8 protein-coding genes are annotated in these 7512 nt (G+C 47.4%); 7 read left to right on the top strand and 1 reads right to left on the bottom strand.

Annotated features, from left to right (window positions below):
* The first annotated feature begins 625 nt into the window (after positions 1 to 625).
* The 7 genes from H6S82_RS11895 to H6S82_RS11865 all read left to right on the top strand — a co-directional run bounded on the left by H6S82_RS11895 (position 626) and on the right by H6S82_RS11865 (position 6436).
* Positions 626 to 934 (top strand): carbon dioxide-concentrating mechanism protein CcmK, encoded by a 309-nt coding sequence (locus H6S82_RS11895; protein WP_190466708.1) that lies wholly within the window; start codon positions 626 to 628, stop codon positions 932 to 934.
* An 83-nt stretch (positions 935 to 1017) separates the two neighbouring features.
* Complete coding sequence (locus tag H6S82_RS11890; RefSeq protein ID WP_190466705.1) at positions 1018 to 1359, top strand: carbon dioxide-concentrating mechanism protein CcmK; 342 nt, start codon at positions 1018 to 1020, stop codon at positions 1357 to 1359.
* 2 nt (positions 1360 to 1361) lie between these two features.
* On the top strand, positions 1362 to 1667 hold the full coding sequence (locus tag H6S82_RS11885) for a EutN/CcmL family microcompartment protein (RefSeq protein WP_190466702.1): 306 nt from the start codon (positions 1362 to 1364) through the stop codon (positions 1665 to 1667).
* 176 nt (positions 1668 to 1843) lie between these two features.
* The gene (locus H6S82_RS11880) at positions 1844 to 3478 is read left to right on the top strand and encodes a ribulose bisphosphate carboxylase small subunit (protein ID WP_190466699.1); all 1635 of its coding nucleotides are present in this window, start codon (positions 1844 to 1846) and stop codon (positions 3476 to 3478) included.
* Positions 3479 to 3588: 110 nt separating this feature from the next.
* Positions 3589 to 4296, top strand: coding sequence for a transferase (locus H6S82_RS11875; RefSeq protein ID WP_190466695.1), 708 nt, complete (start codon positions 3589 to 3591; stop codon positions 4294 to 4296).
* Between the two features lie 199 nt (positions 4297 to 4495).
* On the top strand, positions 4496 to 5233 hold the full coding sequence (locus H6S82_RS11870) for a BMC domain-containing protein (RefSeq protein ID WP_190466692.1): 738 nt from the start codon (positions 4496 to 4498) through the stop codon (positions 5231 to 5233).
* 261 nt (positions 5234 to 5494) lie between these two features.
* Entirely contained in the window at positions 5495 to 6436 is a 942-nt protein-coding gene (locus tag H6S82_RS11865; protein WP_190466689.1) for a LysR family transcriptional regulator, read from the top strand.
* Positions 6437 to 6524: 88 nt separating this feature from the next.
* On the opposite strand, the gene H6S82_RS11860 is transcribed toward H6S82_RS11865, so the two are convergent.
* Positions 6525 to 7512 (bottom strand): DnaJ domain-containing protein (locus tag H6S82_RS11860; protein WP_206756863.1); only part of this gene is annotated, 988 nt, incomplete at its 5' end.

The following is a 7512-nucleotide window of genomic DNA, read 5'->3' as shown; positions in this document are numbered from 1 at the left end:
TGCCTCAACCGAATCGAACTCCTTTAAAGCAATTTATGCCTTTTGTCAATCTTTATGTGAATGTACAAGGCTTTGCTAAAAGGTGAGCAATAACTTTTGTATATTATTGATTTTTGTATATCTTAACCATATAAAGCACTCTATAGAAGGATTGTGATGCCAAAAATCCTTAATCACCTATATAAGCTTTTGTTATAAATAAAAAATTTCTCGGTATTCTTACAGGAAGAACCGAGATCGATCAGTTTTAGGGCCAAGGCAGCCGACAGGGGATGAGCAATTGTCGTCGGTTGTTATCGGTTATTTATGCCCGATCGCCTATTACCATATTTAGCGCCCAGTTTCTATAAGTCTGGTTTAACTAAAAGTAATAAAGAAATTATAAAACATTTCGTCCGCACCAGATAAATACATAGAATAGTCAAATATTAAGTTATTTTAATATTTTTAATTTGAAATCATCATTGTAATTAATATTGTCAAGGAACCCAGGCTTCTTTATTCTTAAATTTGGGAATGCTAAAAGCTTTTTATTGAGCCAAGCAAAATGGGCATTTCCGTCAATTTTTCCAGTAAAAGTACCTAATAGTACAATTACTTACGCTCGTCCGGTAGGAGAATCAAAATGCCAATTGCTGTCGGAATGATTGAGACCAAAGGGTTTCCGGCTGTGGTAGAAGCAGCCGACGCTATGGTCAAAGCAGCCCGCGTCACACTTGTAGGTTATGAAAAAATCGGCAGTGCCCGCGTGACCGTAATAGTACGGGGGGATGTCTCGGAAGTGCAGGCTTCGGTGGCAGCGGGAGTAGAATCCGCCAAGCGGGTAAATGGAGGCGAAGTTTTATCCACTCACATAATTGCCCGTCCCCATGAGAACCTAGAATATGTACTGCCCATTCGTTATACCGAAGCTGTCGAACAGTTTCGTACCTAACTAAACTGACACATTAGGTTGTGCAGTACTAATAAAACTTTCAGTTTTGTTCATTTTTACGAAGTTTATCGAGGATTAAAGCAATGGCAATCGCAGTTGGCATGATCGAAACCCTGGGCTTTCCGGCTGTTGTGGAAGCCGCAGACGCAATGGTAAAAGCCGCTCGCGTCACCCTCGTAGGCTATGAGAAAATTGGTAGCGGTCGCGTGACGGTAATTGTCCGGGGCGATGTTTCCGAAGTGCAAGCCTCGGTTGCAGCTGGGATTGAATCTGTGAAGCGGGTTAATGGCGGTCAAGTATTGTCCACACACATTATTGCGCGTCCTCACGAAAACCTAGAGTACGTCCTGCCGATTCGTTACACCGAAGAAGTGCAGCAGTTCCGCGATAGCGTCAGCGGCATTCGTCCATACAACAGACCATAAAAATGCAAATTGCCAAAGTTCGCGGTACCGTCGTCAGCACCCACAAAGAGGCAAGTCTCAGGGGAGCGAAATTGCTACTGTTGCAATATATAGACGAAGAGGGACGCCTACTGCCCAAATACGAAGTAGCAGCAGATCAAGTGGGTGCGGGAGTGGAGGAGTGGGTACTCGTCACTCGTGGAAGTGCCGCTCGTCAAGTTGAGGGCAACCAAACGCGCCCGCTAGATGCTTTGGTAGTGGCGATTATTGACACTGTAAGTATTGACAATCGCGTGCTTTACAGCAAAAAAGACCAAGACCGCAAATAGGTCATTGGTCATTAGTCATTAGTCATTCACAAAATGCAGCTAATGACTGATGACTGATGACCGATGGCTGCTAAAAATTGACAGCCTATGTTTGGCGTGTGTATCGCCAAACATACGCCAAACATACGCCAAACATACAACCAACTGACAAGCGTTCAGTTAAGAGGAACACGCTTATGGTACTCCGCAGCGTAGCTGCCCCGCCGACCCCTTGGTCGAAAACTTTGGCTAAACCAAAAATTGATGAAACAGCATACGTGCATCCGTCCTCCAATGTGATTGGAGATGTACGGATCGGCACAAACGTAATGGTGGCCCCAGGCACTTCTATCCGGGCAGATGAGGGAACGCCTTTTCATATTGGCGAAAGTACCAACATTCAAGATGGCGTAGTCATTCACGGTTTAGAGCAAGGACGGGCGCAAGGAGATGACGGCAATTCCTACTCCGTTTGGATTGGGAAAAATACCTCCATCACCCACATGGCTTTAATTCACGGCCCCGCCTATGTTGGCGATAATTGCTTTATCGGCTTTCGCTCTACAGTATTTAACGCCCGTGTGGGAGACGGCTGCATCGTCATGATGCACGCGCTGATCCAGGATGTGGAGATTCCCCCCGGCAAGTATGTTGCTTCCGGCTCAATCATTACCAACCAACAGCAGGCCGATCGCTTGCCCGATGTGAGCGAAACAGACAAGCAATTCGCGCATCACATCATCAGCATCAACGACGCTTTGCGGACCGGTTATCGGTGCGCCGAAGATGTAGGCTGCATCACATCAATACGCGATGAATTCGATCGATCGCAACCAAATAATGGCACAAAAAATTCCAACGGTCAGGTGAAAAGTATGCGCTTAAGTCCAGAAATCAGCCAACAAGTGCGTCAAATGGTAGCACAAGGATATCGGATCGGTACAGAACACGCCGATGAGCGACGTTTCCGCACCAGTTCCTGGCAAAGCGGCCCGATTATCCAGGCAACCAGAGAATCTGAAGCCATCTCCGCCTTGGAAGCTAGTTTGGATGAATTTACGGGAGAATACGTGCGCTTGATTGGCGTTGACCCCAAAGCGAAGCGGCGAGTTCTGGAAATGGTGATCCAACGGCCCAACGGCGCAGCCCCCGTGAGTGGGAAAGCTCCTTCAATTGCAACTAACAGTAGCTCGAGCGGCAATTCAGTTCAGAGCTCGCAACTGGGGTCAGAAGTTGTCGAACAAGTGCGTTCCCTACTGGCTCAAGGATACCGCATCGGCACCGAACACGCCGATGCGCGACGCTTCCGCACCAGTTCCTGGCACAGCTGCTCTCCCATTGACAGCAATCGAGTATCTGATGTAGTCCAAGCTTTGGAAGCTTGTATAGAAAGCCATACGGGAGAATATGTCCGTATGATCGGCATCGACCCCAAAGCAAAGCGACGGGTGATGGAACAAATCATCCAACGACCGGATGGGAAAGTTCCCCAAATGTCGAAACCTGCTGCTGGAGTGCAAACAACTGAGAGCCCAGTCAGCAAAGCGTCGAGTCACAGCAGCAGCAGCTTGAGTCCGGAAGTGCAAGAAAAAGTACGTTCTCTCCTGGCTCAAGGCTATCGCATCGGTATGGAACACGCCGATGCGCGACGCTTCCGCACCAGCTCCTGGCAAAGCTGTGCCCCTGCACAGTCCAACAGCGCCTCGGAAGTATATGCCGCTCTGGAAGCTTGTATGAAAGAGCATAGCGGCGAATACGTGCGCTTAATCGGTATTGACCCGAAAGCGAAGCGTCGCGTCCACGAGCAGATTATTCAACAACCAGGCCATTAAATAGGGCGTCGGGGCTAGGGACTAGGCTCTAGGGGAAGAATCCTTCTTCAGCCCTAAGTCAACAGTCCCCAATCCCCAACCGCCAGCCCTCATTTGAGGTGATAGTTTAAATGCAATTGCCGCCACTGCAACCGCTGGAAAACTTGCAATATTACGTTAGTGGCAATGTCACTATCGATCCGAGTGCGGCGATCGCCCCAGGGGTCTTACTTATTGCAGATGCAAACAGCCACATTATCATTGCCGCCAGAGTTTGTATAGGCATGGGGTCAATCATTGACGCTCGCAATGGCACCCTGGAAATAGAGGCGGGAGCTCTCCTGGGAACTGGTGTCTTGGTAGTCGGCAAGGGCAAAATAGGGGCAAAGGCTTGCATTGGCTCGGCTGCGACGATTTTCAACACTTCGATCGCACCACGCCAAGCAGTACCCCCAGGTTCTATCATCGGAGATTCGAGTCGTCCCCTCAAGGAAAAGCCAATCCCAGAAGTCCCAACTGACTCGGCTTCAGTGTCTCAACCAAACAAAACGACCCTACCGACGATCGTCATCTTGCCTTTGGCAGAAAAACGACAATCTGTGGAAAGCAGCACACCCAATACGTCTGCTGCCACTCTCGATCCCAAAGATCCCACTCCAGAAGCATCTGCCTCTCAAACCGACACCGAAGTAGCTTCCACTGCCACTCTCGCTGACTCACAAGAGACCGTTCGGATTCAATTTGCCTACGGACAAGCTCACTTAAACCGACTCCTAGTGACCCTTTTTCCCCAAAATCAATCTTTAAAGCCTCCGCGCCAAGACGGCAAGACTGATTAGCTGTTAGTTTTTAGGTGTTAGTTATCAGAATTTGGTAGGAAATTCAGAATTGGGAAATATGCGATCGATGATGGGCGATCGGTGAAGAGACAACTCTTTCCCTGTCTGCGATAAGCTTTTCGCGAAATACGCCTACCCACTTCCCAGTTACTTACTAACAATTAACAACTAACAACTAAAAACTAAATGGAGGTTTTATATGCAGCTACAGCCGAATCGAGAGAGAGATTTTAGGGATACTGCTTTGGGTTTAGTATCTACGCGCAGTTTTCCCGCGATCGTCGGATGCGCTGATATGATGCTCAAGTCAGCTGGAGTAATGTTAGTCGGGTATGAGAAAACAGGTAGCGGTCACTGCACTGCGATCGTCCGAGGTGGCATTGCCGATGTCCGCCTAGCCGTTGAAGCTGGTGCCCAGACAGCCCAACAGTTCGGTGAATTAATTTCCAGCTTGGTCATTGCCAGACCCCTCGCTAATTTAGAAGCTGTCCTTCCCATTGGCAATCGGTTGTTCCAACTATCTCAAAACCAAGGCCACAGTCGCTTAAGCAATATGGCGATCGGCCTATTGGAAACGCGAGGATTTCCAGCTATGGTGGGAGCAGCCGATGCTATGCTCAAAGCAGCTGAGGTACACCTGTCATCCTATGAAACCATTGGGGCCGGTTTGTGTACGGCCATTATCCGAGGTTCTGTGGCAGATGTGGCAGTAGCTGTTGAGGCGGGAATGTACGAAGCCGAACGCATCGGCGAATTAAATGCTGTTATGGTCATTCCTCGACCTTTGGACGATCTGGAACAAACTCTGCCAGTAGCCAGTTGCTGGATTGAGGAGCGGCAACCACTAAACTTACCAATAAGTGTTAAGGAAGTGGAAAAAGAGTTAGTCAAACTGCCCGATTTAGCAAAATTACCTGTGCCGATGCCACAAGAATAGAGGAAAATACGAAAAAGCGTTGCAAATCTAAGACATGATGCTGATAGAGACTTTCTTTTGCTATTGCCGTTGGCAATAGGTGGGTTCGGTAGAAAGACTCGCTTCAGCGATCGTGACCCAGTATGCAACGCTGCATTGAAGATGTCTTACGCTCTTGCCGGTGAGTACATCATAGCCCGAACTTTTTATAAATAAAAATAGTTGTTTCAAATGGTTATAATAGATAAATATCTATACTTAACGCTTCTGGGAGTGTGAGCCTTGAAGCATACCACGCTTCATCAATTAAAAGTATTTGAAGCCGCAGCTAGGCATAGCAGCTTTACCCGTGCGGCTGAAGAACTGTTTTTGACCCAACCCACCGTCTCAATGCAGGTGAAACAGCTCGCCAAGGCAGTTGGCTTACCGTTGTTTGAGCAAATCGGTAAGCGCCTGTACCTGACAGACGCGGGCCGCGAATTGTTGGCAACCTGCCGGGATATTTTCGACAGGTTAGCTCAGTTTGAAATGACGATCGCCGACCTCAAAGGCGTAAAGGCAGGACAGTTGCGGCTGGCAGCAATTACCACCGCCAAATACGTTGTGCCGCGTTTGTTGGGGCCATTTTGTCAGCGTTATCCGGGAATTGATATATCCCTCCAGGTGACAAATCACGAAATTATCCTGGAACGCTTTTCGCAAAATCAAGACGATCTCTATATTATCAGCCAACCACCAGAGAATTTCGAGGGACTGATGCACCCGTTTCTGGAAAATCCTTTAGTCGTCTTAGCACCCAGCAATCATCCACTGGCCCAACAAAAAAATATCCCTCTGGAAAGCCTTTCCGGGGAACCTTTTATTATGCGGGAACCGGGTTCCGGTACGCGCCAAGCAGTGCAAAAATTATTCGAGCAGCGCGGAATTAGTGTCAAAGTTAAGGTAGAGTTGGGCAGCAACGAGGCAATAAAGCAAGCGATCGCCGGTGGTTTGGGTATCTCAGTTTTGTCCAGCCACACTGTAGCTTTGGAAGGAACAACCAGTCATCTTACCATCTTGGATGTGGAAGGTTTTCCGATCGAAAGATATTGGTATGTGGCTTACCCATCAGGCAAACAACTATCTGTCGTTGCCCGCACATTTTTCGACTATTTGCTTCAGGAAGGAAAACAAATTTTAGAAGAAACAGCCTCTCACAGTATTACCGGTTTTGGTTCCTGTTAGGGCTAGAGGTGAGGGGAAGAGTTAAAAATCAAAAGTCAAAAGCCAAAAGTCAAAAATTTTCTCTTCCCTAACTCCTAACCCCTAAACTCTAGCTTTCCTGCTCGAATTTAGCATAAGCCTCATTGATTGCCTGCATCATATCTTTAGCATTTACAGAATGATTGATATCGGGATGATATTGTTTAATTAAACGACGATAAGCTATTTTAACTTCTTGAGGAGAAGCTAACTTATCCACTCCCAAAACTTGCCACCATTCCCCAGATAGCTTTGGCACAATTGCGGATTCACTAACAGCAAAAGACTGTCGCCAAATTTTGATAGTAAAGCCATCACCACCAGTAACGAGCGTTTTGCCATCAGGACTGAAAGCAACCGGATTGCACCCAGAAAGAGTTTGAATAAGTTCGGCAGAACCTATGTGCCAAAGATTAACTTCCTTCTTGCTACTGCTGACGATATTTTTGCCATCAGGACTGAAAGCAAGAGACCAAACGGCAGCTGAATGTCCTGTTAAAGTGCAGAGTAATTTCCCAGTAGCAAGATGCCACAATTTAATAGTTTTGTCTGCACTGCCGCTGGCAATAATTTTACCATTACGACTGATAGCGACCGATGTTACCCAACCGGAATGCCCGGTAAGAATGCGCGGGTTTTCCCAACTCTTCAAAGGCCAAATTCTGATAGTTTTATCAGCACTAGCACTAACGAGAGTTTTACCGTCGGGAGCGATCGCCACAGACCAAACTGCATCTGTATGACCTGTCAAAGTCCGCGTTGACACCCATCTGGGAATATCCCAAATTTTGATAGTTTTGTCCGCACTGCCGCTGGCAAGAGTTTCTCCATCAGGCGTAAATGCAAGTGAAAAAATGTAGCTGCAATGATTGTAGGCAGAATCAGAATTGCACAAGCTACGCACCACTTTGGTATCCAGATTCCAAGTAGCGATCGTTTTATCGAGGTCGCCACTAACAAGAAGGGAGGATCGCGGACTGAAAGCGACGGCAAAAACCCCGTTCAAAAGTCCAAAAAAAGTGAAAATATGTTTTCCTGTATTTAAATCCCACAAACTG

The organism is Planktothrix sp. FACHB-1355 (assembly GCF_014748295.1).
Lineage (GTDB): Bacteria > Cyanobacteriota > Cyanobacteriia > Cyanobacteriales > Aerosakkonemataceae > Aerosakkonema > Aerosakkonema funiforme_A.
This window is presented reverse-complemented; position numbering and strand designations above follow the sequence as displayed.

Excerpts from the sequence above, each read along its gene's own strand:
- H6S82_RS11870 (WP_190466692.1), top strand. The coding sequence starts at position 4,496 with ATGCAGCTACAGCCGAATCGAGAGAGAGATTTTAGGGATACTGCTTTG.
- H6S82_RS11880 (WP_190466699.1), top strand. The coding sequence starts at position 1,844 with ATGGTACTCCGCAGCGTAGCTGCCCCGCCGACCCCTTGGTCGAAAACT.
- H6S82_RS11875 (WP_190466695.1), top strand. The coding sequence starts at position 3,589 with ATGCAATTGCCGCCACTGCAACCGCTGGAAAACTTGCAATATTACGTT.
- H6S82_RS11885 (WP_190466702.1), top strand. The coding sequence starts at position 1,362 with ATGCAAATTGCCAAAGTTCGCGGTACCGTCGTCAGCACCCACAAAGAG.
- H6S82_RS11890 (WP_190466705.1), top strand. The coding sequence starts at position 1,018 with ATGGCAATCGCAGTTGGCATGATCGAAACCCTGGGCTTTCCGGCTGTT.
- H6S82_RS11895 (WP_190466708.1), top strand. The coding sequence starts at position 626 with ATGCCAATTGCTGTCGGAATGATTGAGACCAAAGGGTTTCCGGCTGTG.